General features: G+C 74.0%; 23 protein-coding genes and 1 riboswitch. Of the genes, 19 read left to right on the top strand and 4 right to left on the bottom strand.

Annotation, left to right across the window (positions count from 1 at the left end):
* Positions 1–183 precede the first annotated feature (183 nt).
* The 5 genes from ACFV4N_RS04550 (at position 184) to proB (ending at position 6,954) form a co-directional block, all read left to right on the top strand.
* A complete protein-coding gene (locus ACFV4N_RS04550; protein ID WP_499671104.1) occupies positions 184–3,135 on the top strand; it encodes a translation initiation factor IF-2 N-terminal domain-containing protein in 2,952 nt (983 codons plus the stop codon).
* 548 nt (positions 3,136–3,683) lie between these two features.
* On the top strand, positions 3,684–3,998 hold the full coding sequence (rplU, locus tag ACFV4N_RS04545; protein WP_344036671.1) for a 50S ribosomal protein L21: 315 nt from the start codon (positions 3,684–3,686) through the stop codon (positions 3,996–3,998).
* Positions 3,999–4,012: 14 nt separating this feature from the next.
* Positions 4,013–4,273 carry a 50S ribosomal protein L27 gene (gene rpmA, locus ACFV4N_RS04540; protein ID WP_499671103.1) on the top strand — a complete coding sequence of 87 codons (261 nt, stop codon included), beginning with the start codon at positions 4,013–4,015 and terminating at the stop codon, positions 4,271–4,273.
* Between the two features lie 93 nt (positions 4,274–4,366).
* Positions 4,367–5,827 carry a GTPase ObgE gene (obgE, locus tag ACFV4N_RS04535; RefSeq protein WP_499671102.1) on the top strand — a complete coding sequence of 487 codons (1,461 nt, stop codon included), beginning with the start codon at positions 4,367–4,369 and terminating at the stop codon, positions 5,825–5,827.
* Between the two features lie 14 nt (positions 5,828–5,841).
* Positions 5,842–6,954: a glutamate 5-kinase gene (gene proB / locus ACFV4N_RS04530; RefSeq protein ID WP_499671170.1), complete on the top strand. Its 1,113-nt coding sequence runs from the start codon at positions 5,842–5,844 to the stop codon at positions 6,952–6,954.
* Positions 6,955–6,960: 6 nt separating this feature from the next.
* Here the strand turns inward: proB and ACFV4N_RS04525 are convergent, their stop codons facing one another.
* From ACFV4N_RS04525 to ACFV4N_RS04515, 3 genes are all read right to left on the bottom strand, one after another.
* Positions 6,961–8,223 carry an MFS transporter gene (locus ACFV4N_RS04525; RefSeq protein WP_499671101.1) on the bottom strand — a complete coding sequence of 421 codons (1,263 nt, stop codon included), beginning with the start codon at positions 8,221–8,223 and terminating at the stop codon, positions 6,961–6,963.
* Positions 8,224–8,304: 81 nt separating this feature from the next.
* Positions 8,305–8,832, bottom strand: coding sequence for a GNAT family N-acetyltransferase (locus ACFV4N_RS04520; RefSeq protein ID WP_499671100.1), 528 nt, complete (start codon positions 8,830–8,832; stop codon positions 8,305–8,307).
* Between the two features lie 194 nt (positions 8,833–9,026).
* The gene (locus ACFV4N_RS04515) at positions 9,027–11,105 is read right to left on the bottom strand and encodes a RecQ family ATP-dependent DNA helicase (RefSeq protein ID WP_499671099.1); all 2,079 of its coding nucleotides are present in this window, start codon (positions 11,103–11,105) and stop codon (positions 9,027–9,029) included.
* 88 nt (positions 11,106–11,193) lie between these two features.
* On the opposite strand from ACFV4N_RS04515, the gene ACFV4N_RS04510 reads away from it, so the two are divergent.
* From ACFV4N_RS04510 to ACFV4N_RS04450, 13 genes are all read left to right on the top strand, one after another.
* Positions 11,194–12,459, top strand: coding sequence for a glutamate-5-semialdehyde dehydrogenase (locus tag ACFV4N_RS04510; protein ID WP_499671098.1), 1,266 nt, complete (start codon positions 11,194–11,196; stop codon positions 12,457–12,459).
* Complete coding sequence (locus ACFV4N_RS04505; protein WP_499671097.1) at positions 12,456–13,016, top strand: TetR/AcrR family transcriptional regulator; 561 nt, start codon at positions 12,456–12,458, stop codon at positions 13,014–13,016. The genes ACFV4N_RS04510 and ACFV4N_RS04505 overlap by 4 nt, the downstream gene beginning before the upstream one ends.
* 58 nt (positions 13,017–13,074) lie before the next feature.
* On the top strand, positions 13,075–14,259 hold the full coding sequence (locus ACFV4N_RS04500; RefSeq protein ID WP_499671096.1) for a cytochrome P450: 1,185 nt from the start codon (positions 13,075–13,077) through the stop codon (positions 14,257–14,259).
* 4 nt (positions 14,260–14,263) lie between these two features.
* Positions 14,264–14,485, top strand: coding sequence for a ferredoxin (locus ACFV4N_RS04495; RefSeq protein ID WP_499671095.1), 222 nt, complete (start codon positions 14,264–14,266; stop codon positions 14,483–14,485).
* A gap of 200 nt (positions 14,486–14,685) precedes the next feature.
* A complete protein-coding gene (gene nadD / locus ACFV4N_RS04490; RefSeq protein ID WP_499671094.1) occupies positions 14,686–15,279 on the top strand; it encodes a nicotinate-nucleotide adenylyltransferase in 594 nt (197 codons plus the stop codon).
* Positions 15,280–15,348: 69 nt separating this feature from the next.
* The gene (gene rsfS / locus ACFV4N_RS04485) at positions 15,349–15,735 is read left to right on the top strand and encodes a ribosome silencing factor (protein ID WP_344036655.1); all 387 of its coding nucleotides are present in this window, start codon (positions 15,349–15,351) and stop codon (positions 15,733–15,735) included.
* A complete protein-coding gene (locus ACFV4N_RS04480) occupies positions 15,732–16,346 on the top strand; it encodes a histidine phosphatase family protein (RefSeq protein ID WP_499671093.1) in 615 nt (204 codons plus the stop codon). Before rsfS ends, ACFV4N_RS04480 begins: the two co-directional genes overlap by 4 nt.
* A complete protein-coding gene (octT, locus tag ACFV4N_RS04475) occupies positions 16,343–17,074 on the top strand; it encodes a diglucosylglycerate octanoyltransferase (protein WP_499671092.1) in 732 nt (243 codons plus the stop codon). Before ACFV4N_RS04480 ends, octT begins: the two co-directional genes overlap by 4 nt.
* An 11-nt stretch (positions 17,075–17,085) precedes the next feature.
* The gene (locus tag ACFV4N_RS04470; protein ID WP_499671091.1) at positions 17,086–17,937 is read left to right on the top strand and encodes a DegV family protein; all 852 of its coding nucleotides are present in this window, start codon (positions 17,086–17,088) and stop codon (positions 17,935–17,937) included.
* Between the two features lie 85 nt (positions 17,938–18,022).
* Complete coding sequence (locus ACFV4N_RS04465; protein ID WP_499671090.1) at positions 18,023–18,754, top strand: ComEA family DNA-binding protein; 732 nt, start codon at positions 18,023–18,025, stop codon at positions 18,752–18,754.
* Positions 18,755–18,852: 98 nt separating this feature from the next.
* Positions 18,853–19,566, top strand: coding sequence for a hypothetical protein (locus ACFV4N_RS04460; RefSeq protein ID WP_499671089.1), 714 nt, complete (start codon positions 18,853–18,855; stop codon positions 19,564–19,566).
* Positions 19,563–21,869, top strand: a complete 2,307-nt coding sequence (locus ACFV4N_RS04455) for a DNA internalization-related competence protein ComEC/Rec2 (RefSeq protein ID WP_499671088.1) — start codon at positions 19,563–19,565, stop codon at positions 21,867–21,869. The genes ACFV4N_RS04460 and ACFV4N_RS04455 overlap by 4 nt, the downstream gene beginning before the upstream one ends.
* Complete coding sequence (locus tag ACFV4N_RS04450; RefSeq protein ID WP_499671087.1) at positions 21,866–22,327, top strand: hypothetical protein; 462 nt, start codon at positions 21,866–21,868, stop codon at positions 22,325–22,327. Before ACFV4N_RS04455 ends, ACFV4N_RS04450 begins: the two co-directional genes overlap by 4 nt.
* Before the next feature lie 207 nt (positions 22,328–22,534).
* Here ACFV4N_RS04450 and thrC read toward each other — a convergent pair whose 3' ends face one another.
* Positions 22,535–23,800, bottom strand: coding sequence for a threonine synthase (gene thrC, locus ACFV4N_RS04445; protein ID WP_499671086.1), 1,266 nt, complete (start codon positions 23,798–23,800; stop codon positions 22,535–22,537).
* An 11-nt stretch (positions 23,801–23,811) separates the two neighbouring features.
* A riboswitch (SAM riboswitch) is annotated at positions 23,812–23,926 on the bottom strand.
* Between the two features lie 98 nt (positions 23,927–24,024).
* On the opposite strand from thrC, the gene holA reads away from it, so the two are divergent.
* A partial coding sequence (holA, locus tag ACFV4N_RS04440) for a DNA polymerase III subunit delta (protein WP_499671085.1) occupies positions 24,025–24,935 on the top strand: 911 nt, incomplete at its 3' end.

Here is a 24,935-nt window from a genome sequence, read left to right as displayed (position 1 = left end):
GCCGGAGCGGCGCTGACGGCGTCGTCGAGGAACAGCTGCAACCGACCTGCTGTGCCGCACGCCCCCCGGCGGGCGCCACAGCGCGAGGCAAGGATTCCCGCCGCCAGCCGCGGCGGAGAGTGACGAGAGAGGCCCCTGCGCGGCCGCGTCGGTCGAGACGCGCCCGGGGGCGGAGGAGCTGCTTTGTCGAACACGGAAAAGCCCGCCGGCGGCGCCGGCGGGGGTAACGCCACACCTGTGCACCCCGACCTGTCGGAGTTGCCGGCCAAGCTGAGGGTGCACGCGCTGGCGAAGCTGCTCAACGCGAGCAGCAAGGACGTCCTGGCCGCCCTCGCCGACCTCGGCGAGTCGGTGCGCAGCGCGCAGTCGAGCGTGAGCCGGGACCTCGCGCTCAAGGTCGCCGAGAGCCTGCTGAACTGGGACGACATCGTCACCGGTGAAGTGGACGAGCAGACCGAGGAACCCGTGGTGGTGGCCCGCGACGTGGCGCCGCTCACCCCGCTGTTCGCGCCGCCGTCGGCGGTGTTCCTGCCGCCGTCACCCCCGGTGGTCGTCGAGCCCCCGGTCGTCGAGGAGGACGACGAGGTCGACGAGCACGAGGCCGACGAGCACGGCGTCGACGACGCCGGCGACGAGGGCGAAGGCCGCCGCCGCCGCCGCCGTGGCCGGCGTGGCCGGGGCCGCGGCAAGGGCGTGGGCGACGAGCACGGCGAGGACGAGCAGGTCGCGGAGGAGGCCGCCGAGGCCCCGGAGGTCGAGGCCGAGGCGCCCGAGGAGCCCGCCGCCGACGAGGACGAGGGCGGTTCCAGCCGTCGCCGTCGCCGCCGTCGCCGCCGCAAGACCGGCGCGGAGGACGAGGCCGCCCCGACCGAGGACGACCCGCCGAACACGGTCGTGCACGTCCGCGAGACGCGCGACGCCCGCGACGACAAGGCCGATTCCGAGGCCGCGCAGAACGAGGTCCGCAGCGTCCGCGGCTCGACCCGGCTGGAGGCCAAGCGCCAGCGCCGCCGGGACGGCCGCGAGGCGGGCCGCCGCCGCGCCCCGGTGCTGTCCGAGGCCGAGTTCCTGGCCCGCCGCGAGGCCGTGGAGCGCACGATGGTGGTGCGCGAGCGCGGCGACCGCACGCAGATCGGCGTGCTGGAGGACGGCGTCCTGGTCGAGCACTTCGTGACCTCGGCCGGCTCGGGCTCGCTGGTCGGCAACGTCTACCTCGGCCGGGTGCAGAACGTGCTGCCCTCGATGGAGGCGGCGTTCATCGACATCGGCCGCGGCCGCAACGCGGTGCTCTACGCGGGCGAGGTGGACTGGGACGCGGCCGGCCTGGAGGGCAAGGCCCGCAAGATCGAGCAGGCCCTGTCGACCGGCGACAGCGTGCTGGTGCAGGTCACCAAGGACCCGGTCGGCCACAAGGGCGCCCGGCTGACCACGCAGATCAGCCTGCCCGGCCGCTTCCTGGTGTACGTGCCGGGCGGCGGCGCGACCGGCATCAGCCGCAAGCTGCCCGACAACGAGCGCAAGCGCCTCAAGGACATCCTCAAGCGGGTCGTCCCCGAGGACGCCGGCGTCATCATCCGCACCGCCTCGGAGGGCATCGCCGAGGAGGAGCTGGCCCGCGACGTCACCCGCCTGCAGGCGCAGTGGCAGGTCATCAAGGACAAGGCGGCCACGCCCAAGGCGCAGGCGCCCCAGCTCCTCTACGAAGAGCCGGACCTGCTGGTCAAGGTCGTGCGCGACCTGTTCACCGAGGACTTCTCCACGCTCGTCGTCCAGGGCTCGGACGCCTGGGACACCATCGACGGCTACGTCCGCCACGTCGCCCCGGACCTGCAGGAGAGGCTGCGCAGGCACGTGGGCAACAGCGACGCGTTCGTCGAGTACCGCATCGACGAGCAGCTGCTCAAGGCGCTGGACCGCAAGGTGTGGCTGCCCTCGGGCGGTTACCTGGTCATCGACCGCACCGAGGCGATGACGGTCATCGACGTCAACACCGGCAAGTTCACCGGATCGGGTGGAAACCTCGAAGAGACGGTGACGCGCAACAACCTGGAGGCGGCCGAGGAGATCGTCCGCCAGCTCCGGCTGCGCGACGTCGGCGGCATCATCGTGATCGACTTCATCGACATGGTGCTGGAGTCGAACCGCGACCTGGTGCTGCGCCGGCTGACCGAGTGCCTGGGCCGCGACCGCACCCGCCACCAGGTGGCCGAGGTCACGTCCCTGGGCCTGGTGCAGATGACCCGCAAGCGGGTCGGCACGGGCCTGCTGGAGGCGTTCTCGACGACCTGCGAGCACTGCCGCGGGCGGGGTCTGATCGTGTCCACGGAGCCGGTCCACACCCACGGCGGTGGTGGCGGCGGCGGCAACGGCGGTGGCCAGGCCCAGCAGCAGCAACAGCAGGGCGGCGGCCGCAAGGCGCGCCGGGGCAAGCACGCCGAGGTCGTCGAGCCGGTGGCCGAGCCCGTCGCCGAGGCCCCGCGCCCGGCGGCCGGCCCGACCCCGGCTCCCGCCGAGGAGCCGCAGGCGGTGGCCGAGCAGCCCACCTCGGACGAGCCCCTGGCCGCCGTGGTCGAGGAGGAGGCCGCGCCGGAGGCGCCCAAGCGCGAGCGCCGCCAGCGCCGCCGGGCCCGCCGCGAGGCGGGAGCCGTCGTCAAGCACGGTTCGGAGCACCCGGCCGAGACCGGCCAGGCTCCCGCTGGACAGGCCCCGGCCGCCCAGGTCCCGGCTGCCCAGGCTCCGGCTGCCCAGGCACCTGTCGCCCAGGCTCCTGCCACCGAGGCCCCGGCCGCCCAGGCCCCGACTGCCGAGGCTCCGGCCGCTCAGCCCCCGGCCGCTCAGCCCGCCACGGACCAGGCGCGCACGGACCAGGCCCGACCGGCGACCGAGCAGCCGAAGGCCCCCGAGGCCCCGGCCGCCGAGCAGCCCAAGGCCGCCGAGCAGCCGAAGGCCGCCGAGCAGCCGAAGGCGGCGGAGCAGCCCGCCGAGGCCACCCCGGAGGTCCAGGTCCCGGAGCAGCCGCTCAACGGCCACGCCCCGGACGCCGCGCCCCCCGTGGTGACCACCCGCCGCCGCGCCCCCCGGCGCGCCGCCTCCCGCCCGGCCGGCCCGCCGCTGGGCGGGGTCAAGGAAGCCTGACCCGAACGACCGGACGGCCGCCCTGTGGACAACTCGGAGTTGTCCACAGGGCGGCCGTTCCGCATCCGCACTGTCGGCACCTCGTGGTTGGCTGAGTGCGAGGGGGCCCACCCGCGGGGGGACCTCTTCGTTGCGTGCGGACCTCACCCGCGGGGGACCTCTTCGTTGCGTGCGGACCTCACCCGCGGGGGACCTCTTCGTCGTGCGCGGGCCTCACCCGCCGAAAGCCCTTCGTGCGAGGCCCCGTCCACGGGCGGCCCCTCCGCGGTGTGAAGGCCACACCTGCGGGCGGCCGTTCCGCTGTGCGAGGAAGCCCGCCCGTGTGGCCCCCTCGTGCGCGGCGCGGGCGCCGGGCGTTCGCGGCAGTGGTGTTGAGCAGGGCTTTCCCGGTGAACCCACCCCGGTTTGACCCCGCCGTCCACCGCCACGTAACCTGATACGCGGCCCGCCATCCGGTGGGCCCTGTCGCGTGAAGCCCAGCCCGCTCTTCCAGTGCGGCTCAGGCGCGCGCGTCCCGTCCCGTCGAGTAGCAGGAGACTTCCGTCCCGATGTACGCGATCGTCAAGACCGGCGGCAAGCAGTACAAGGTGGCTGTCGGCGACGTCATCGAGGTCGAGAAGCTCGAAGGCGAGCCCGACTCCGAGATCACCTTCGCGGCGCCGCTCCTCGTGGTGGACGGTTCCGACGTCACTTCCGACGCCGACGCCCTGGCGAAGTTCTCGGTGACCGGCAAGGTCGTCGAGCAGACCAAGGGTCCCAAGATCCGCATCCACAAGTTCAAGAACAAGACCGGCTACCACAAGCGCCAGGGTCACCGCCAGAAGCTGACCCGCGTCGAGGTCACCGGCATCACCGGTAAGTGAGGATCTGACTAGCCATGGCACACAAGAAGGGCGCCTCCAGCTCCCGCAACGGCCGTGACTCGAACCCCCAGTACCTCGGGGTCAAGCGGTTCGGTGGTCAGGTCGTCAAGGCCGGCGAGATCCTGATCCGCCAGCGCGGCACCAAGTTCCACCCCGGCGTGAACGTCGGCCGCGGCAAGGACGACACCCTGTTCGCCCTGGCCCCCGGTGCGGTCGAGTTCGGCGTCAAGCGCGGTCGCAAGACCGTCAACATCGTTCCGGCCGAGGTCGCCTGACCCGCAGGGCCGCGCACGAGCCTCGACGAGGGGCGGGACCGGTGCACTCCGGCTCCCGCCCCTCGTTTGCTTCTGTCGAAAGGAAACACCCCCGTGTCCCGCTTCGTCGACCGGGTCGTCATCCACGCCGCCGCAGGTGACGGGGGCAACGGCGTCGCCTCCGTGCACCGCGAGAAGTTCAAGCCGCTGGGCGGCCCGGACGGCGGCAACGGCGGCAAGGGCGGCGACGTCGTGCTGGTCGTCGACTCGCAGGTGCACACGCTGCTCGACTTCCACTTCCGCCCCCACGCCTCGGCGGGCAGCGGCAAGGGCGGTCAGGGCGGCAACCGCGACGGCGCGAACGGCGCCGACCTCGAACTGCGCGTGCCGGACGGCACGGTCGTGCTCACGCCCGAGGGCGAGGTGGTCGCGGACCTCGTCGGCGAGGGCACCCGGCTGATCGCCGCCCAGGGCGGCCGGGGCGGTCTCGGCAACGCCGCGCTGGCGTCCAAGGCGCGCAAGGCCCCCGGGTTCGCCCTGCTGGGTGAACCGGGTGAGGCGCGCGACCTGGTGCTGGAGCTGAAGTCCGTCGCGGACGTGGGCCTGCTGGGCTTCCCGTCGGCGGGCAAGTCGTCGCTGATCTCGGTGCTGTCCGCGGCCAAGCCGAAGATCGCCGACTACCCGTTCACCACGCTGGTGCCGAACCTGGGCGTGATCACCGCCGGCGAGACCGTGTTCACCATGGCCGACGTGCCCGGCCTGATCCCCGGCGCGGCCGAGGGCAAGGGCCTGGGCCTGGACTTCCTGCGCCACATCGAGCGCTGCGCCGTGCTGGTGCACGTGGTCGACTGCGCGACCTACGAGCCGGGCCGCGACCCGCTGTCGGACATCGACGCGCTGGAGGCCGAGCTGGCCCAGTACACGCCGTCGCTGGCCGACGACCTGGCCGACCGGCCGCGCGTGGTGGTGCTGAACAAGGTCGACATCCCGGAGGCGAAGGACCTGGCCGAGCTGGTGCGGCCGGACGTCGAGGCGCGCGGCCTGCCGGTGTTCGAGGTGTCCACGGCCAGCCGCGAGGGCCTGCGCGAGCTGACGTTCGCGCTGGCGCGGATCGTGGAGGAGTACCGGGCGTCGCGGCCCAAGCAGGAGGCGACGCGGATCGTGCTGCGGCCCAGGGCCGTGGACGACCAGGGCTTCACGGTCGTGGAGGACCCGAACGCGCCGGGCGGCTTCATCGTGCGCGGCGAGCGGCCCGAGCGGTGGATCCGGCAGACCGACTTCAACAACGACGAGGCCGTCGGCTACCTCGCCGACCGGCTGGCCCGCCTCGGCGTGGAAGAGGTGCTGGTCAAGATGGGCGCCGAGCCCGGCTGCCAGGTCACCATCGGCGACCTGGTGTTCGACTGGGAGCCGACCACGCCCGCCGGCATCGCCATGACCATGACCGGTCGCGGCACCGACGCGCGGCTGGAGCAGAACACCCGCGTCGGCGCGGCCGAGCGGTTGGCGGCGAAGAAGGCCCGCCGCCTGCCCGGCGCGTACGACGAGTACGACGACGAAGAGGACGAAGGGTGACCACCTCGACGGCGTTGTCACCCGCCCGGCAGGCCGTGTCGGCGGCGTCCCGGGTCGTGGTGAAGGTCGGGTCGTCGTCGCTGACCACCGCCCAGGGCGGGCTGGACCGGTCGCGGCTGGACGCGCTGGTGGACGCCGTGGCGGCGCGCCGCGCGGCGGGCAGCCAGGTGGTGCTGGTGTCCTCCGGCGCGATCGCGGCGGGCCTGGCGCCGCTGGGCGTCACCCGGCGTCCCCGCGACCTGGCCACGCAGCAGGCGGCGGCGAGCGTCGGCCAGCTGGCGCTGGCGCACGCGTACGCGAACTCGTTCGGCCGGTACTCGCTGACCGTCGGGCAGGTGCTGCTGACCGCGGACGACGTCGTGCGCCGGTCGCACTACCGCAACGCGCAGCGCACGTTCTCGCGGCTGCTGGCGCTGGGCGCGGTGCCGGTGGTCAACGAGAACGACACCGTGGCCACCGAGGAGATCCGCTTCGGCGACAACGACCGGTTGGCCGCGCTGGTGGCGCACCTGGTGGGCGCGGACGCGCTGTTCCTGCTCTCCGACGTCGACGCCCTGTACGACGGCGACCCGCGCCGCCCCGGCGCCCAGCGCGTCACCGAGGTCGCCGGCCAGTCCGACGTGGACGGCGTGCGGGCGGGTTCGGCCGGCGCGTCCGGCCTGGGCACCGGCGGGATGGCGTCCAAGCTGGCGGCGGCGCGCCTGGCGGCCTCGGCGGGCATCCCGGTGCTGCTGGCGGGCGCGGCGGACGCGACGCGGGCGCTGGGCGCGGCGGACGTCGGCACGGCGTTCGCGGTGACCGGCCCGAGGCTGACGGCGCGCCGCTTCTGGCTGGGGCACGCGGCCGACGCGACGGGCAGGCTCCGGCTGGACGACGGCGCGGTCGCCGCGGTCGTCGGCCGCCGGCGGTCGCTGCTGGCGGCGGGCATCACGGACGTGGAGGGCTCGTTCGAGGCCGGTGACGTGGTGGAGCTGGTCGACCTGGCGGGACGGGTGGTGGCGCGCGGCGTGGTGGCGTTCGACGCCGCGGAGCTGCCGGGCCTGATCGGCCGCAAGAGCGCCGACCTGCCCGCCGAGCAGCGCCGGGAGGTCGTGCACGCGGACGACCTGGTGCCGCTGCGGTCGTAGGCGCCGCTAGCGCAGCTCGACGCCCTTGGTCTCCGGCATGGTGGCGATCACGAGGAACGCCAGGACCGCCGCGATCGCCACGTAGAGGAAGAACGCGCCGCCGATCCACTGGATGACCAGGGGAGCGGTGCCGCCGAACAGCGCGACCGTCAGGTTGTACCAGGAGCCGATGCCCAGGGCCCGCAGCTCGGTCGGGAACAGCTCGCTCATCACCGCGGGCGCGATGGACGTCATCGCGGTGTAGAGGCCGAGGCCGACGCAGAACACCACGAGCAGGTTGCCCACGTCGGGGCCGATCAGCGCGGACAGCGGCACCACGAGCAGCGCCGTCGCCCCCGACCAGCACAGCAGCTGGGGCTTGCGCCCGTAGCGGTCCGCCAGCGCGCCCATCGGGTACTGGAGGGCGATGAACAGGGCGGTCGCGATCGACAGCGCGAGGAACACGTCCACCGCGTCCGCGCCGCGCTGGGCCACCGCGAACGGCGTGAGCGCGCTGAAGAACGTGTAGTAGCACAGCGTCGACAGCATGCTGAACCCGACGAGCCGCCCCACGGCCGCGGGGTGCTCGCGCACCGTCGTCAGCAGCGGCCGCTCGAGCTGCCGCGCCTTCGCCTTGTTGTGCTCGAACTGCTCGGTCTCCTCCAGGCTCCGCCGCATCCACAGCCCCACCAGGCCCAGCACCCCGCCGAGGAGGAACGGCACGCGCCACCCCCACGACGACAGCTGCTCGGCGCTGAGCGTGCGCGCCAGCGCGAAGCCCAGCAGCGACGCCACCAGCACCGCCGTGCCGGTGGAGATGTAGAAGAACGCCGAGTACCGCCCCCGTCGCCCCGGTGGCGCGATCTCCGCCAGGTACGCCGACGCGTTCGACACCTCACCGCCCAGCGACAGCCCCTGCGCGATGCGCGCGAGCAGCAGCAGGACCGGCGCCAGCCACCCGACCTGTGCGTAGGTGGGCAGCAGGCCGATCGCCACCGACCCGCCCGCCATCAGCACGATGGTCAGCAGCATCGCCATCCGCCGCCCGCGCAGGTCGGCGAAGCGTCCCAGCAGGTAGCCGCCCAGCGGGCGGAAGAAGAACGCGATCGCGTACGCCGCCAACGTGTTGATCAGCGCGAGCCGCGCGTTCTCCTTGGGGAAGACCTGCGTGGCGAAGTAGATGCTGAAGGTGGCGTAGATGCTCCAGTCGTACCACTCGATGGCGTTGCCGATGGACGCCGCCACGAGCTTGCGCACGGGCAGGCGGTGCTGGGTGCCGACGACAGCCATGGTTGGACACAACCACAAAGTCGTCGGAGTCGGTAGATCCTTCACCGGACCGCCGGAGCCGGGTCACGCCCCCTTGCCAGGTCAGATCATGTGCTCCCTCCACTCCTCGGCCAACAACCCGAACAGCAGGTCGTCGGTCCACTCGCCCTTCGCCCACGTGCTCCGCACCCGGTGCCCCTCCTGCCGGAACCCGAGCCGGGTCAGCAGCCGTGCGGACCGCTCGTTGCGCGCGTCGCACTCGGCGGCCACCCGGTGCAGCCCGCGTTCGTCGAACAGGTGCTCCAGCAGCCGCCGCACGGCTTCCGTCGCGTACCCGCGCCCCTGGTACGCGGTCGCCAGCGTGTAGCCGATCTCCGCCTGCATCCGGTTGTGGTGCAGGTTCACCCCGACGTCGCCGACCAGCTCGCCGCTCACCTCGACGGCGAACTGGAACCACCCCGGTCCGGTCGGGTCGAGCACCCCGACCTCCCGCACGAACTCCTCGGCCTGCACCAGGGAGAACGGCACGTCCCACCCCTGGTAGCGAGCCACGTGCGGGTCGGACCGGTACGCGGCGAGCACCGGCGCGTCAGTGATCACGAACGGCCGCAGCACCACTCGTTCCGCCATCAACCTCACTCCATCACCACCGGCCCACCCCCTCGCTGTCGATCTCACGCCTGGTCGTCGGCCTCGTGCCCCGGGCCGCGACCTCGCACCACCGCGGTCTCACCCGCGGCCGGGTCTCGTTCTCACCTGCCACCACCGTTCCCGCCTACCTGCCCACCCACCCGCCCACCCGTCGACGCGGTCCTCCGCCGCCCTCACGCCGTCACCGCCAAGGCGAACGGCAGCACCGCCGTCGCCCCCGCCCGTCGCAGTTCCCGCGCCGCCACCGTCATCGTCCAGCCGGTGTCGACCCGGTCGTCCACCAACAGCACCGGTCCGTCCACACCGGACAGGTCGGGCGCGCTCACCTCCCGCACCAGCCCCGCCAACCGCTGCGCGCTGTTCGCCCGGTGCGTCGACTCGCCCAGCCACACCTGCCCCAGCAGCGGCAGGCGCCCCACCGACGCGATCCGCTGCCCGAAGCTGCCCACCAACCCCGGCCTCGTCCGCGACCCGACCGTCACCACGCCCACCGGCCGCTCGTCCCAGCCCCACGCGGCCAGCACCTTCACGCACGCGGCGAACACGTCCTCCGGGATCTCCCGGTCCTCCTCGGCGAACAGCGACCGCAACCGGTTGCCCCAGCCGATGTCGGTCAACCGACCCAGCGCCCGGCCCGTCGTCGCCGCCTCGCCCGCCGGGATCTTCCCGGACAGCGCCACCCCGGCCGCCGCCATCCCCGTAGGCCACATCTTGCGCGGCTCCACCTCCACGCCCGGTCGAAGCAGCCGCTCCCGCGCCGCCGACGCCGCCGTCTCCGACACCTCCGCCGAGGGCCGCACCCCCGTGCAGTTGTCACACCGCCCGCACGGCGCCGCGTGCGGGTCGTCCAACTGCCGCAACAGGAACTCCATGCGGCAGCCGTCGGTGGCCAGGTAGTCGAGCACCGCCCGCTGCTCGACCCGCCGGGCCTCCTCGATCCGCCCGTACCGCTCGGCGTCGTAGGACCACGGCCGACCCGTCGACACCCACCCGCCGCGAACCCGCCGCACCGCCCCGTCCACGTCGAGCACCTTCAGCACCACCTCGAGGCGGGTGCGCGACAACTCCACTATGGGCTCCAGGGCGGCTGTTGACATCGCTCGATCCGGTGAGAGTGCGTCGAGCACCTGCCGCACCACTCGTTCGGGTGGAAAGGCGAGCGACGCGAAGTAGGCCCAGATGTCCCGGTCCTCCGGGCCGGGCAGCAGCAGCACCTCGGCCCGCTCCACGCCGCGCCCCGCCCGGCCGATCTGCTGGTAGTAGGCGATGGGCGAGGCCGGCGCGCCGAGGTGCACCACGAAGCCCAGGTCCGGCTTGTCGAACCCCATGCCCAGCGCCGAGGTCGCCACCAGCGCCTTGACCCGGTTGGCCAGCAGGTCGGCCTCGGCCCGCTGCCGCTCGGCCGGGTCGGTGCGCCCCGAGTACGCCACCACCTCGTACCCGCGCGAGCGCAGGAACGCCGCCACGTCGTCCGCCGCCGCCACGGTCAGCGCGTAGACGATCCCCGAGCCGGGCAGCTCGGCCAACCGCTCGGCCAGCCACCCCAGCCGGGCCTCGGCGGTCGGCAGCCGCACCACCGACAGCCGCAGGCTCTCGCGGTCCAGGGGCCCGCGCAGCACCAGCGCATCCGCGTCCGCGCCGAGCCCGAGCTGCTCGGTCACGTCCCGCACCACCCGGTCGTTGGCGGTGGCCGTGGTGGCGAGCACCGGCACCCCCGCGGGCAGCTCGGTGAGCAGCGTCCGCAGCCGCCGGTAGTCCGGCCGGAAGTCGTGGCCCCAGTCGGAGATGCAGTGCGCCTCGTCCACCACCAGCAGCCCCGCCGACGCGGTCAGCGCGGGCAGCACCGAGTCCCGGAAGTCCGGGTTGTTCAACCGTTCGGGCGACACCAGCAGCACGTCGACCTCGCCGGCCGCCACCCGGTCCTGCACGTCCTGCCACTCGTCGGTGTTGGCCGAGTTGATCGTCGCCGCGTGCACGCCCGCCCGCGCCGCGGCCTCGACCTGGTTGCGCATCAGCGCCAGCAGCGGCGACACGATCACCGTCGGCCCCTCGCCCAGGGACCGCAGCAGCGCCGTGGCGATGAAGTACACGGCGGACTTGCCCCACCCGGTCCGCTGCACCACCAGCGCCCGCCGCCGGTCGGCCACCAGGGCGCGGATCGCCGTCCACTGGTCGTCGCGCAGCACGGCCGAGGGGCCGGCCAGGGCCCTCAGCCGTTCCTCTGCCAGTTCGCGGAGCGCACCGTCGTCCATGCCGAACACCTTGGCAGACGTCCCCGACAGTTCCGATCCGCGAGAACCTCGCAGACAGCCACGTCCGGGTGACCGTAGGCTGGTTCGCGTGACTGACGACCTGCGCGAACAGGTGCACGCCGCGGCCCGGCGCGCCCGCGTCGCCGCCAACGAACTCGCCCTTGCCACCCGGGAGCGCAAGGACGCCGCCCTGCACGAGATGGCCGCCGCGCTGCGCACCCGGGCCGCCGAGGTGCTGGAGGCCAACGCCAAGGACCTCGAAGCGGGTCGCGCCGCCGGCCTGAACCAGGGCCTGCTGGACCGCCTCGCGCTCAACGAGGCGCGCGTCGACGGCGTGGCCGTCGGCCTGGAGACGGTGGCGGGCCTGGCGGACCCGGTGGGCGAGGTGCTGCGCGGCTCGACCCTGCCCAACGGCCTGGAGCTGCGGCAGGTCCGCGTCCCGATGGGCGTGGTCGGCATGGTCTACGAGGCCCGCCCGAACGTCACCGTGGACGCCGCCGGCCTGGCGCTGAAGTCCGGCAACGCGGCCCTGCTGCGCGGCTCCTCCACCGCGGAGCACTCCAACGCCGCGCTGGTCGCGATCCTGCGCGACGCACTGGAGTCGGCCGGCCTGCCCGCGGACGCCGTGCAGCTGCTGCCGTGCCACGACCGCGCGTCGGTCACCCACCTGATCACCGCGCGCGGCCTGGTGGACCTGGTGATCCCGCGCGGCGGCGCGGGCCTGATCAACGCGGTCGTGGAGCAGGCCACCGTGCCGACCATCGAGACCGGCGTGGGCAACGTGCACGTGTACGTGGACGCGTCCGCCGACCTCGACATGGCCGAGCGCATCGTGCTCAACTCCAAGACCCGCCGCCCGAGCGTGTGCAACTCGGCCGAGTCGCTGCTGGTGCACGCCGCCGTGGCGGACGAGTTCGTGCCCCGCATCACCGAGGCCCTGCTGTCCCGGGACGTCGTGGTGCACGGCGACGAGCGGTTCGCCCGCGACGGGCGCGTGGTGGCCGCCACCGACGAGGACTGGGGCACCGAGTACCTGTCGCTGGACATCGCCGCCCGCGTGGTCGACTCGCTGGACGAGGCCGTCGAGCACATCGCCGAGCACGGCTCCGGCCACACCGAGGCCATCGTGACGAGCGACTTCAACGCGGCCCGCCGGTTCACCGCCCGGGTCGACGCCGCCGCGGTCATGGTCAACGCCTCCACCGGGTTCACCGACGGCGGCGAGTTCGGCATGGGCGCGGAGATCGGCATCTCCACGCAGAAGCTGCACGCCCGCGGCCCGATGGGCCTGGTCGAGCTGACCTCGTCCAAGTGGGTCGTCTGGGGCGAGGGACAGGTCCGGCCGACGTCGTGAGCCGACCCCGGGACGCCGCCGCGACCAGGGCGGCGTTGCTGGAGGCCGCCGCGGAGCTGTTCGCCGAGCGCGGGTTCGACCGCACGACGGTGCGCGACATCGCGAGCCTGGCGGGCGTGAACCAGGCCCTGCTGTTCCGCTACTACGGCAGCAAGGACGCCCTGTTCGCGGCCGTGCTGGCGTCGAGGAGCCGTGAGCTGCTGCAGGACTCGCCCGCCGAGCACCTGCTGCGCAACACGCTGTCGCGGATGCTGGCCGAGGAGCAGGGCCCCGGGTCCCACCCGCTGCACGCCGTGCTGCGGTCCTGGCAGCACGACACGGCGGCCGAGGCGGTGCGGCGGGAGCTGGGGGAGGAGTACGCGCGCGCCCTGGCGTCGCTCACCGGGGCCGAGGACGCGGAGCTGCGCGCGGACCTGGTGCTGGCGTGGCTGGTGGGCATCGGGGTGCTGCGCACCGTGTTCGCCAAGCAGCCGCTGGCGGGCGCGGACCCCGCCCGCGTCGCGGCCCTGGTGACCAGGGCGGCCTCCGTGCTGCTGGAGCGCACCGAAAGCGGTTGACGGTCCGTAGCGGTCTGCCTACTGTCGGGTGTAAGCGAATGCTTACATGGGGGTACCGATGGAAATCAGGTCCTACCCGTTCACCGAGCCCGACGACCTGGTGCTCGACCCCACCCTCCTGGAACTCCAGCGCGACGAGCCGGTGGCCAGGGTGCGCCTGCCGTTCGGCGGCGAGGCGTGGCTGGTCACCCGGTACGAGGACGTCAAGGCGGTGCTCGCCGACCCGGTGTTCAGCCGCGCCGCGGTGATGGAGCCGGGCGCCGACGTGCCGCGGACGCTGCCGAGCATGCCGACCGAGACCAACATCCTGAGCATGGACCCGCCGGACCACACGCGGCTGCGCAAGCTGGTGGCCAAGGGGTTCACCGCGCGCCGCACCGAGCAGTTGCGCGACCGCGCCCAGGAGATCGTGGATGGCCTGCTGGACGCGGTGGAGGAGCAGGGACCGCCCGCCGACCTCGTCGAGGCGCTGGCGATGCCGCTGCCGATCGCGATCATCTGCGAGATGCTGGGCGTGCCGTTCGAGGACCGGGCCCGGTTCCGGGCCTGGTCGGACGCCGCCATGGCGATCACCGCGTTCCGGCCCGAGGAGATCGTCGCGGCGAACGAGGCGCTGCGCGGGTACATCGCCGGGCTGGTGGAGGCCAAGCGCGCCGACCCCGCCGACGACGTGCTGTCCGTGCTGGTCGCGGCGCACGACAACGAGGACCGGCTCACCGCGCGGGAGCTGGTGTCGTTCGGGGCGGCGCTGCTGGCCGCGGGCCACGAGACCACCGCCAACCAGATCGGCAACTTCGCCTACCTGCTGCTGCGCGACCCGGACCGGCTCGCGGAGCTGCGCGACGACCCGTCGCTGGTGCCCGCCGCGGTGGAGGAGCTGCTGAGGGTCACCCCGCTGGGTGGTTCCGCGGGCTTCCCCCGCATCGCCACGGCCGAGGTGGAGCTGTCCGGCGTTACCATCGCCCCCGGTGAGGCGGTGTTCGTCAACAACCTCGCGGCCAACCGGGACCCGTCGGTGTTCGAGCGGCCGAACGAGGTGGACTTCCACCGCGAGCACAACCCGCACATCACGTTCGGCCACGGCGCGCACCACTGCATCGGCGCGTCCCTGGCCAGGATGGAGCTGCAGGTGGCCATCGGCACCCTGCTCAAGCGGTTCCCGTCGCTCCGGCTGGACGGTGGTGTCACGTTCAAGAAGGGCAGGCTGGTGCGAGGCCCGCAGGCCCTTCCCGTCAGGTGGTGAGGTCATGGCGAACTGGACCGTGGAGGTGGACCGGGGCGCGTGCCTGGGCACGGGCATGTGCACGTCCCTGGCGCCGGAGCACTTCCGCCTCGAAGGCGGCACGTCGGTCCCGGTCAGCTCGTCCGTCGAGCCCGACGACGCGGTGACGGACGCGGCCGAGTCGTGCCCGATGGAGGCGATCCTGGTGCGCGACGCCGACGGCACGGTGCTCGCGCCGCAGGAGTAGCCCGCGGGAAAAACCCGGCCCGATCGCGTCACGGCGGCGTGGCGGCCGCGTCCCACCGTCGCGCGACCCCGATTCGGGACGGGGCGCGCGACCGCGGACGCGACCCACTCCCCCGGGGCGCGACCGGGGTCGGTGCGCGGGCGCGGCCTTTCGGGGAGCGACCGGCCGCCCGCGCGCCACCCGAACTAGGCTCACGTCCCATGTCCAACCGCCGGATCGGCGTCATGGGTGGCACCTTCGACCCGGTGCACCACGGCCACTTGGTGGCGGCCAGCGAGGTGCAGGCCCGCTTCGACCTCGACGAGGTCGTCTTCGTGCCCACCGGGCAGCCCTGGCAGAAGAGCGAGCGCCAGGTCAGCCCGGCCGAGGACCGCTACCTGATGACCGTCGTCGCCACGGCGTCCAACCCGAGGTTCTCGGTCTCCAGGGTCGACATCGACCGGGAAGGCCCCACCTACACGGTCGACACGCTCACCGACCTGCGCGCCGCGCACCCCGGCGCGGACCTGTTCTTCATCACCGGCGCGGACGCGCTGGAGCAGATCCTGTCCTGGCGGCGCGCGGACGACGTGTTCGGCCTCGCGCACTTCATCGGCGTCACGCGGCCCGGCTACGAGCTGGACGACACCCACCTGCCGCCCGGCGCGGTGTCCCTGGTCGAGGTGCCCGCGATGGCCATCTCGTCCACCGACGTGAGGGCCCGCACGGCCGCCGGCCTGCCGGTTTGGTACCTGGTGCCCGATGGTGTCGTTCAGTACATCTCGAAGCGCCGGCTCTACTCGGTGCCGGACTGACGCCCGACGCCGGTACCCTCAGTAACTCGTGCGGGCGTATCGGCGTCCGCCGAGGTGATGAGGAGAGAAGTGGCAGCCACCGACGAGGCACGACGGTTGGCGCTGGTCGCCGCGAACGCGGCGGCCGACAAGAAGGCGCACGACGTGATCGTGCTCGACGTGTCCGACCAGCTGGTGATCACCGACGTGTTCGTGATCGCCTCCGCGCCCAACGAGCGGCAGGTCGGCGCGATCGTGGACAACGTCGAGGAGAAGCTGCGCGAGGCCGGTCGCAAGCCGGTCCGGCGCGAGGGCGCGCGCGAGGGTCGCTGGGTCCTGCTGGACTTCGTGGACGTCGTCGTGCACGTCCAGCACGTGGAGGAGCGCTCCTTCTACGGCCTGGAAAGGCTGTGGAAGGACTGCCCGCGCATCGAGTTCGACGCCGGGCCGGTGACCGACGAGGTCGCGGAGGCATGACCCTCAACCGGCTCGTGCTGTGGCGGCACGGTGAGACCGACTACAACGCGACCAGCCGCATGCAGGGCCACTTGGACTCGGCGTTGACCGAGACCGGGTGGAACCAGGCTCGGTTCGCGGTGCCGGTGCTCGCCGGGTTCGCGCCCGAGCTGGTGGTCGCCTCGGACCTGCACCGCGCGCGGGACACCGCGTCGGTGTTCACCGAGGTGACGGGGGTCCCGCTCCGCATCGACGAGCGGTTGCGCGAGACGCACCTGGGCAAGTGGCAGGGCCTGACCACCGCGGAGATCGAGGTGGAGTGGCCCGGCATGCTGGAGCGCTGGCGCGCCGACGGCACCCTGGCCCCGCCCGAGGGCGAGACGCGCGTGGAGGTCTCCGAGCGCGCCCTCGCCGTGGTCGACGAGGTGGACGCGGAGTTCTCCGGGACGGTCATGCTGTGCGCGCACGGCGGGCTGATCAGCGCGTTGACCGGGCGGCTGCTGGAGCTGCCGGTGGACCGCTGGGGACTGCTCGGCGGCATCGGCAACTGCCACTGGACGGTGTTCACGCGGCGTCCGGGCGGTGACGGCCGGTGGCGGCTGTCGTCGTACAACGCCGGAACCACCAGGTGAGGCTGCTCGTCCTCGGCGACTCGCTGACGTTCCACGGCCCTCGGGGGCCGCTGCCCGCGGACCACCCGCGGCTGTGGCCGAACGTGTGCGCGGCGGCGTTGGGCGGGCACGCGGAGCTGGCGGCCGGGTTCGGCTGGACGGCCAGGGACGCCTGGTGGTCGCTGACCGGCGACCCGAGGGTGTGGTCGCTGCTGCCGCGCACGGACGTGCTGGTGCTGGCCGTGGGCCACATGGACACGCTGCCGTCGCCGCTGCCCACGTTCTGGCGGCAGGGACTGCGCTACCTGCGGCCGGACCGGGTGCGACGGCGGGCGAGGTCGGCCTACCGGGCGCTCCAGCCGGTGCTGTCGCGCCTGCTGGGAGGGCGTCCGGTGGCGTTGCCGCCGCACCTGACCGTGCGGTACCTGGACGACTCGGTGCGCGCGGTGCACGCGCTCGAACCGGGGATCCGGGTCGTGGGCATGACGCCCTCGGTGCACCGTTCGCCGGCGTATGGCGGGGTGCACACCGGGCGTGCGGCGGCGGAGCGCGCCCTGCGCGGGTGGGCCTCGCGGGCGGGCGTGCCGCTGCTGGACGTGCCCGCGCTGGTGGGCGAGCACGTGCGGTCGCGGCGCGGCAACCCGGACGGCATGCACTGGGGCTGGGAGGCGCACGAGCTGGTCGGCGGCGCCATGGCGGAACTGGTCCGCACCGTGGCGGTCGGTCACCCGGGAGGGGCGGAGCCGTAGTCTCGGCACTCGTGTCCACCACGATCGTCACCGACTCCACGGCGTACCTGCCCGAGGGGTTCGCCGAGCGGCACGGCATCCGGGTCGTCCCGCTGCACGTGGCCGTGGACGGTCGCAGCAGGTTGGACGTGGTGGACTTCGGCCCGGCCGAGCTGGCGGCGGCGCTGGGGGAGCACCGCCGCGTGACCACGTCCCGGCCCACGCCGGGCGAGCTGGCCGAGGTGTACCGGTCGGTGCTGGACGGGGGCGCCGAGGCGATCGTGTCCGTGCACCTGTCCCGCGAGCTGTCGGGCACGTGGGAGGCCGCGCGGCTGGCCGCCGAGGAGGTCGACCCGGACCGGGTCAAGGTGGTCGACTCGCGCGCCACCGGCATGGGCCTGGGCTTCGCCGTGCTGGCCGCCTGCGCCGCGGCCGAGGCGGGCGGGGACGGCGCGGACGCCGAGCGGGCGGCGGTCGACGCGGCGGCTCGCGTCCGGATGTTCTTCTGCGTGGAAACCCTCGACCACCTGCGCCGGGGCGGGCGCATCAGCCCCACGGCGGCCCTGCTCGGCACGGCCCTGGCGGTGAAGCCGCTGCTGCACGTCGACGACGGCCGCATCGTGCCGCTGGAGAAGGTCCGCACGATGGGGCGGGCGGTCGGCCGCCTGGTCGACCTCGCCGCGACGGCCGCCGGCTCCGGCCGCGTCGGGCTGGCCGTCCACCACTTGGCCGCGCCGGAACGCGCCGCGGAACTCGCGATGCGGCTCGACGACCGCGTCCCCGGCTCGACCGGCTGCCTGATCTCCGAGGTGGGAGCCGTGATCGGCGCTCACACGGGCCCCGGCGTGCTGGGCGTGGTGGTGTTGCCGGGCGGGGTCTCGTAGCCCTCTTTATCCATCACGCGGGAGTTATCCACAGATCCCGGATCGCCCCTCCCGCGACTGCTCCAACCGGCCTAGCGTCGATCACATGTTCGACGCGAACCCGGAAACCACGAAAGCCCGCCTGCGGGAGCTGATCGCCCAGGAGCGGGGCAGGCACCGAGCGGCCGAGCCCGACGAGAAGCTGGTCTTCGTCGAGACCGAGGGCCAGGCCGCCGGTCCGCCCGGCAGGCTCGGCCACCTGCTGCGCCGCTGGCTGCCCGGCCCCGCGTGCCCGCCCCGCCGCGCGGTCCTGTTCGCCGGCCTCGCGGCGGGGGTGGCGCTCGCGGTCGCGCTGGCCCTGTGGTGGCAGCGGCCGGTGCCCGAGAGCCCGCCCGACCTGCCGGTGGCCGAACCCGCCGCCGTCACGCAGGTCGAGCAGCAGCTCGTCGTCGACGTCATCGGCCAGGTGCCGAGACCGGGCCTGGTGACGGTGCCCAGCGGCGCCAGGGTGGCCGACGCGGTGCAAGCCGCGGGCGGTCCCAACCCCGGCGCCGACCTGACCTCGCTCAACCTGGCCCGCAAGGTCGCCGACGGCGAGCAGCTCGCGGTGGGCGTGCCCGTGCCGCAGCCGGCCGACGCGGCGAGCCAACCGCTGGACCTGAACACCGCGACGGAGGAACAGCTCGACACCCTGCCCGGTGTCGGCCCGGTGACGGCGCAGCGCATCGTCGACCGCCGCCGGAAGCAGGGCCCGTTCACCTCGATCGAGCAGCTGGGCGAGATCGAGGGCATCGGTGACGCGAAGTTGGCCAAGCTCGGCGAACTGGTCCGCCTCTAGCGGGCTGCTGCCGCCGGCCCTGGCGACCACTCGATCCCCGACAACCACTCGACCCTCGACAAGCACTTGATTCCCGACGACCACGAGGAGCCCCTCCCATGAGTCCGGCCTGCCCCTGCCCGAACAAGCCGACCTCGGCCACCGCACGTGCCGAGTCCAAGGCGCCCCTGCCCGACATCGCCACCCGCTCGAAGTTCCCGAGGTGCCGCGCGTCCACCTGGGACGTCGACGGCTCGCCCACCGACCGCTCACCCGGCCACCGCTCGCCCGACCACCACTCGACGGGCCCTCGACCAACCGACCGCCACCAGCGGACCGGGCAGCCCAGGATCCGCCGAACCCCCACCACGCGCAGCCACTTCCACGTCCGCCTCCACCTCCGGCACACGCTTGACCGCCTCGTCCTCCGCCCCGCCCGCTCCACCCATCCCACCGCCCACCCCACCACTCACCTCACCGCCCACCGCCGCGTCCGCCGCCGGGCGCGACGGCTGCTCATCTGCCTGCTCCGACGCCTGATCGCCGGCGACCCCACCGTCGAGCCCACCGGGAGGACCGGCCCGCACCTCGTCGTCCACCGCGTCCGCCGTCGACTCCGGCGGCTGCTCGAACGCCTGCTCCGCCGCGCGTTCGGCAACCGCCGTCCCACCGGGGAGAACCGCTCGCACCTCGCCGTCGCCCTCCGCACGGTCGCCCTACGCACCGCTGTCCTCGGCACGGTTGCCCTCCTCACCATTGCCCTCCGCACCGCTGTTCTCCGCAAGGTTGTTCTCCGCCTGGTTGCCCTCCGCCTCAGGTGGGCGGGGTCGTGAACCCCCGCGCGCACCTCGTCCCGGCCGCGCTCGCCGTCTGGGCCACCGCCCTCGCCGGTCTGCTGTGGACCTGGTGGGCCGCTCCCGCGGTCGGCTTGGCCCTGGCGCTCATCGGTGGTCTGGTGCTGCGGCCGTGGCGCCCGGCGGCGGTCGCCATCGCGGTGGCGGGACCGGTCGCGGCGTGCTGGATCGGCGCGCAAGCCCACGCGTCGGCCCACCACCCGTTGCGCGCGGACGCCGGGCGAGGGGCGCCCGCCACCCTCCAGTTCGAACTCGACGACCGACCGCACGGCCTGCGCACCAGCGGCTTCGGTTCGCGAGCGGGAGGCGTGGACCTGGTCCTGGTCCGCGCGACCCTCGTGGAAGGCGGCCGGGTGGTGGTCCTGGCTCCGGCCGCCGGGTGGCAGGGGTTGCTGCCCGGTCAGCGGGTCACGGCGAAGGGCACGCTCGCCCCGCCCCGGGGTGGTGAGCTGACGGTCGCCGTCCTCCGGGTCCGGGGACCGCCGCAGGCGGCGACCGGGGCGCCGGTGTGGCAGCGGGTGGCCGAGGACCTGCGGGCCGGGCTCCGGGAGGCGAGCACCGCTCTCGACCCGGAACCGGCCGGGCTGCTGCCGGCCCTGGTGGTCGGTGACACCTCGCGCCTCACGCCCAGGGTGGTGGAGGAGTTCCGCACCGCGGGGCTCGCCCACGTCCTGGCGGTCAGCGGGGCGAACCTGGCGATCCTGTGCGGCGCGGTGCTGTTGCTGCTGCGGCTGTTCCGCACCGGTCCGCGCGGGTGCGCGGCGGGCGCGATGGCCGCGCTGGTCGGGTTCGTCGTGCTGGCCGGGCCGGAACCGAGCGTGCTGCGGGCCGCGGTGATGGGCGCGGTGGCGTTGCTGGCGCTGGTGCTGGGACGGGAGCGGTCGGCGTTGCCGGCGCTCGCGGCCGCGGTGGTGGTCCTGGTCCTCTACGACCCGGAGTTGGCCACCGACCCCGGGTTCGGCCTGTCGGTGGTGGCCACCGCGGCACTGGTGCTGCTCGCGCCGAGGTGGTCCGCCGCGATGAGGGAACGCGGTGTGCCGGTCGGGTTCGCGGAGGCGCTGGCGGTGCCGGTGGCCGCGAACCTGGCCACCGCGCCCCTGGTCGCCGGCGTCTCCGGGCAGGTCAGCCTGGTCGCCGTGGTGGCGAACCTGCTGGTCGCCCCGGTGGTGGCGCCGGCCACGGTGCTCGGGGTGTCGGCCGCGGTGGTGGCGCCGGCGCACGAGCCGGTGGCGCGGCTGGTCGTGGAGGTGGCCGGACCGGCGGTGAGCTGGCTGATCACCGTGGGGCGGCACGCGGCGGCGGTGCCGGGCGCGGCGCTCGGGTGGCCCGAGGGCTGGGTCGGCGGGGTGCTGCTGGCCGGGGTGCTGGTGCTCGGCTGGGTGGTCCTCCGGCTGCGGCGGCTGCGGGTGCTGGTCGTGGCGGCGGTGGCCGGGGCGGTGGTGGTCCTCGTGCCGCTGGAGGTGGTCGCGCCGCGCTGGCCCGTGCCGGGCTGGGCGGTGGTGGCCTGCGACGTCGGTCAGGGCGACGCGGTGGTCCTGGCCACCGCCGAGCGCGACCGGGCGGTGCTGGTCGACACCGGGCCCGACCCGGTGCCGGTGCTGTCGTGCCTGCGGCGGTTGGGCGTGCGGCGCATCCCGCTGGTGGTGCTGAGCCACCTGCACGCCGACCACGTCGGCGGGCTGGCCGCGGTGCTGGCGGAACGAGGGGTGGGCGCGGTGGCCGTGGGGCCCGCGCGCCGGCCGGGGTGGGCGTGGGAGGAGGTGCGTGAACAGGCGCGGGCGAAGGGGGTCCGCGTGGTCGAGCTGAGCGCCGGGCAGCGGTTGAGCTGGCCGGGGCTGGGGCTCGACGTGCTGGGTCCGCGCGCGGGCCCGGTGGGCGAGACGAACACGGCGGTCAACGACGCGTCGCTGGTGCTGCGGGCCTCGACCGCGGCGGGGCGGGTGCTGCTGACCGGCGACGTCGAGCTGGCCGGCCAGGCCGACCTGCTCGACGGGCACGTCGACCTGAGGGCCGACGTGCTCAAGGTGCCGCACCACGGGTCGCGGTACTCGTCACCGGCGTTCCTCGCGGCCGTGCGGCCGCGGGTCGCGCTGGTGAGCGTCGGCGCGGGCAACCGCTACGGCCACCCGAGCGGGGTGGTGGTCGACGCCCTGGCGAGGCAGGGCGCGCTGGTGCTGCGCACCGACCGGGACGGCGACACCGCCGTCCTCACCGGTCCGGAAGGGCCGCGGATCGTCCGCCGGGGCGGTCCGCTCGACAACGCGAAGGGGAACCGACCATGACGAAGGACCTGTGGATCAGGCTCAACGCGGGCTGGCAGCGGCCCGGGGACCACCGGGCCCTGGGGTGGGCGCTGTGGCAGCCGGGCTACACGGCGCAGCCCTGGCCGCGCGACGAACTGCGCGCCGCCTTCACCTACTACGTGTGCGAGGAGCGGCTCGGCGGCGAACGCGGCGTCGTCGCGCGGGCCACCACCACCGGGGTGGTCCACACGGCCGAGGTGGCCTCCGCCGATGCCGCGTACCGCCTGGTCGCCGACACCTTGTTCGACGACGACCTCGCGATACCACCGGAGGAGTGGCACGCCGAGCGCTACAACCAGGAGAAGGCGAAACGGCCGTGGCCGCAGCTGCTGACCGCGTGGCGGGTGGTCACCGAACCGGTGGAGCCGCGTGTGCTGCCGGAGCTGTGCGCCTTCCCGCGCACCGGCTGGCTGCGCACCTCGGGAGCCGCCCTGTGAACGGCCCTGTGAACGGCCCTGTGAGCGGTCTGGTGAGCACCGCGCCGAGCGCTCCGGGCACCGCACCCTGCCCGGCTCTACCGGATCGGGTGGCGGGTTCCGATCACACCGGGGCGGGCCTCGGCGGAGGTGGATCCGACGAGGCCCGCGAGTCCGGTGTGGTCGGTGGTTCGGCTGCCGGCCCGGTCGGTGACCGGGGCGGCGGGGTCAGTCCTGGAGGGCCTTCAGCACGGCCTCCGCCGACGGCGGCACGTTGGCGCGGGGGCCGACGCGGTCGCCGAGGGCGTCGAGGGTCTTGAGGCCGTCGCCGGTGATGAGCAGGACGGTTTCGCCGTCCGGGTCGAGCCGGCCGGTCTCGATGAGCTTCTTCGCGGTGGCGACCGTCACGCCGCCGGCGGTCTCGGCGAAGATGCCCTCGGTGCGGGCCAGCAGCCGGATGCCCTCGACGACCTCTTCGTCGGTGACGTCCTCGATCGCGCCGTTGGTGCGGCGCACGGCGTCCAGCACGTAGGGGCCGTCGGCGGGGGCGCCGATCGCCAGGGAGCGGGCGATGGTGTCCGGGCGCACCGGGGTGACCACGTCGTGGCCGGCCTTGTAGGCGGAGGCGACGGGGGAGCAGCCGGTGGCCTGGGCGCCGAACACCCGGTAAGGGGTCTGCTCGACCAGGTCGAGTTCGCCCAGCTCGCGGAAGGCCTTGTCGACCTTGGTCAGCTGGGAGCCGGACGCGATGGGGACGACGATCTGGTCGGGCAGGCGCCAGCCGAGCTGTTCGGCGACCTCGTAGCCCAGCGTCTTGGAGCCCTCGGCGTAGTACGGGCGGACGTTGACGTTGACGAACGCCCAGTCCTCGTGCTCGGCGGCCAGTTCCTGGGCCAGCCGGTTCACGTCGTCGTAGTTGCCGTCGACGGTGATCAGGTTGCCGTCGTAGACGGCGGTCATGAGGATCTTCGCCTGCTCCAGGCTGGAGGGCACCAGGACCACCGAGTTCCAGCCGGCACGGGCCGCGGCGGCGGCGACGGCGTTGGCGAGGTTGCCGGTGGACGGGCAGGCCAGGACCTTGAAGCCCAGTTCGCGGGCCGCGGCGAGGGCGACGCCGACGACGCGGTCCTTGAAGGAGTGGGTGGGGTTGCCGGTGTCGTCCTTGACCCAGACCTTGCGGACGCCCAGGGCCTTGGCGAGGCGGTCGGCCTCGACCAGGCGGGTGCCGCCGGGGTTGGTGTTGGGGTGCGACTCGACGTCGGAGGGCACGGGGAGCAGGCCGCGGTAGCGCCAGATCGACCGGGGGCCGGCCTCGATGTCCTCACGGCGGACCCGGCCGAAGTCGTAGGCCACTTCCAGCGGCCCGAAACACTCGAGACAGGCGTATTCCGGCGCGAGCGGCGTCTCGTGCCCGCACTCGCGGCAGGACAGGGCGCGAGCCGGACCGAGGTCGAAGGAGGTGGTGGTCGCCGAGGGCGCACTGACAGCAGTCATCGCGAGGTATCTCCTCATCTTTCCCGCGTCGCGGGTCGGAATTGGCACCGTGGTCGTTCAGCGGACGCTGAACGACGGGTTGCCGGGGCTTCTTCGGGCCGATCCCTCTGCCCCTCTGGATGAGCGGTATTCACTTGTGGTGACCCAACCTACGACACGATCCCGACGTGTAGCCAGTGACGTCCACCATCCGGACGTCGGATGGGCGTGGGAGGATCGCGCGCGTGAGTGCGCCCGCTGACACGCCCGACGCCGTCCTCCTGGTCATCGGCGAGGAGGAGTTGCTGGTCGAGCGCGCGGTGCGCGGCGCACTGGAGGCCGCGCGGAAGGTCGATCCGCAGGCCGACCTGACGCGCGTTCGGGTGACCGAACTCACCCCTCCGGAGCTGGCCGAGCTGGTGAGCCCGTCGCTGTTCGCGGAGGGGCGGGTGATCGCGCTCGAAGCCGCGCACGAGGTGGGCAAGGAGATCGCCGACGCCGTGATCGCCTACGCCAAGTCGCCCGCCGACGGGGTGACGCTGGTCGTCGTGCACAGCGGCGGTGGGCGCAGCAAGGCGGCCAAGGAGCTGCCCGCCGCGCTGCGCAAGGCGGGCGCCGGGGTGACCGAGTGCCCCAAGATCACCAAGGCGGCGGACCGCGAGGCGTTCGTCCGCAACGAGATCCGCGCGGCGGGGGGCGGCAAGGCCGACCCCGAGGCCGTGGCCGCGTTGATCGAGGCGGTCGGCTCCGACCTGCGGGAACTGGCGGCGGCGGCGTCGCAGCTGGTCGCCGACACCGGCGGGAAGGTCGACGCCGAGGCGGTCCGCCGCTACCACCGCGGGCGGGCCGAGGTGACCGGGTTCGCGGTCGCGGAGAAGGCCGTGATGGGTGACCGGGCCGGTGCGCTTGAGGCGCTGCGCTGGGCGATCCAGCTCGGCGTGCCGCACGTGCTGGTGGCCGACGCGCTGGCGGACGCGGTGCGCACGGTCGCGCGCGTGTCGGCGGTCGGCCGGGGGGACCCGTTCAAGCTGGCGGGCGAGTTGGGCATGCCGCCGTGGAAGGTGAAGAAGGCGCAGGGCCAGTCGCGCGGCTGGGAGGAGCGGGGGCTGGCGGCGGCCATGTCGGTGGTCGCCGACCTCAACGCCGATGCTGTCTC

Origin of the sequence: Actinosynnema sp. NPDC059797, assembly GCF_042732085.1 — a bacterium.
Taxonomy (GTDB): domain Bacteria; phylum Actinomycetota; class Actinomycetes; order Mycobacteriales; family Pseudonocardiaceae; genus Actinosynnema.
This window is presented reverse-complemented; position numbering and strand designations above follow the sequence as displayed.

Excerpts from the sequence above, each read along its gene's own strand:
- rplU (WP_344036671.1), top strand. The coding sequence starts at position 3,684 with ATGTACGCGATCGTCAAGACCGGCGGCAAGCAGTACAAGGTGGCTGTC.
- rpmA (WP_499671103.1), top strand. The coding sequence starts at position 4,013 with ATGGCACACAAGAAGGGCGCCTCCAGCTCCCGCAACGGCCGTGACTCG.
- ACFV4N_RS04525 (WP_499671101.1), bottom strand. The coding sequence starts at position 8,223 with ATGGCTGTCGTCGGCACCCAGCACCGCCTGCCCGTGCGCAAGCTCGTG.
- ACFV4N_RS04520 (WP_499671100.1), bottom strand. The coding sequence starts at position 8,832 with ATGGCGGAACGAGTGGTGCTGCGGCCGTTCGTGATCACTGACGCGCCG.
- ACFV4N_RS04515 (WP_499671099.1), bottom strand. The coding sequence starts at position 11,105 with ATGGACGACGGTGCGCTCCGCGAACTGGCAGAGGAACGGCTGAGGGCC.
- ACFV4N_RS04500 (WP_499671096.1), top strand. The coding sequence starts at position 13,075 with ATGGAAATCAGGTCCTACCCGTTCACCGAGCCCGACGACCTGGTGCTC.
- ACFV4N_RS04495 (WP_499671095.1), top strand. The coding sequence starts at position 14,264 with ATGGCGAACTGGACCGTGGAGGTGGACCGGGGCGCGTGCCTGGGCACG.
- nadD (WP_499671094.1), top strand. The coding sequence starts at position 14,686 with ATGTCCAACCGCCGGATCGGCGTCATGGGTGGCACCTTCGACCCGGTG.
- ACFV4N_RS04480 (WP_499671093.1), top strand. The coding sequence starts at position 15,732 with ATGACCCTCAACCGGCTCGTGCTGTGGCGGCACGGTGAGACCGACTAC.
- ACFV4N_RS04465 (WP_499671090.1), top strand. The coding sequence starts at position 18,023 with ATGTTCGACGCGAACCCGGAAACCACGAAAGCCCGCCTGCGGGAGCTG.
- ACFV4N_RS04460 (WP_499671089.1), top strand. The coding sequence starts at position 18,853 with ATGAGTCCGGCCTGCCCCTGCCCGAACAAGCCGACCTCGGCCACCGCA.
- ACFV4N_RS04450 (WP_499671087.1), top strand. The coding sequence starts at position 21,866 with ATGACGAAGGACCTGTGGATCAGGCTCAACGCGGGCTGGCAGCGGCCC.
- thrC (WP_499671086.1), bottom strand. The coding sequence starts at position 23,800 with ATGACTGCTGTCAGTGCGCCCTCGGCGACCACCACCTCCTTCGACCTC.